General features: G+C 49.0%; 1 rRNA gene. It reads left to right on the plus strand.

From position 1 onward, the window contains the following. Positions 1-16: 16 nt before the first annotated feature. Positions 17-204, plus strand: a 16S ribosomal RNA gene (locus tag ADJ83_RS26995); the annotation flags it as partial.

Here is a 204-nt window from a genome sequence, read left to right on the forward strand (position 1 = left end):
TGAGCTAATCAACTCTTTATTGGAGAGTTTGATCCTGGCTCAGGACGAACGCTGGCGGCGTGCCTAATACATGCAAGTCGAGCGGACTTTAAAAGCTTGCTTTTAAAGTTAGCGGCGGACGGGTGAGTAACACGTGGGCAACCTGCCTGTAAGACTGGGATAACTTCGGGAAACCGGAGCTAATACCGGATAATCCTTTTCTAC

The sequence above is a fragment of the Bacillus sp. 522_BSPC genome (assembly GCF_001076885.1).
GTDB classification, from domain to species: domain Bacteria; phylum Bacillota; class Bacilli; order Bacillales; family Cytobacillaceae; genus Niallia; species Niallia hominis.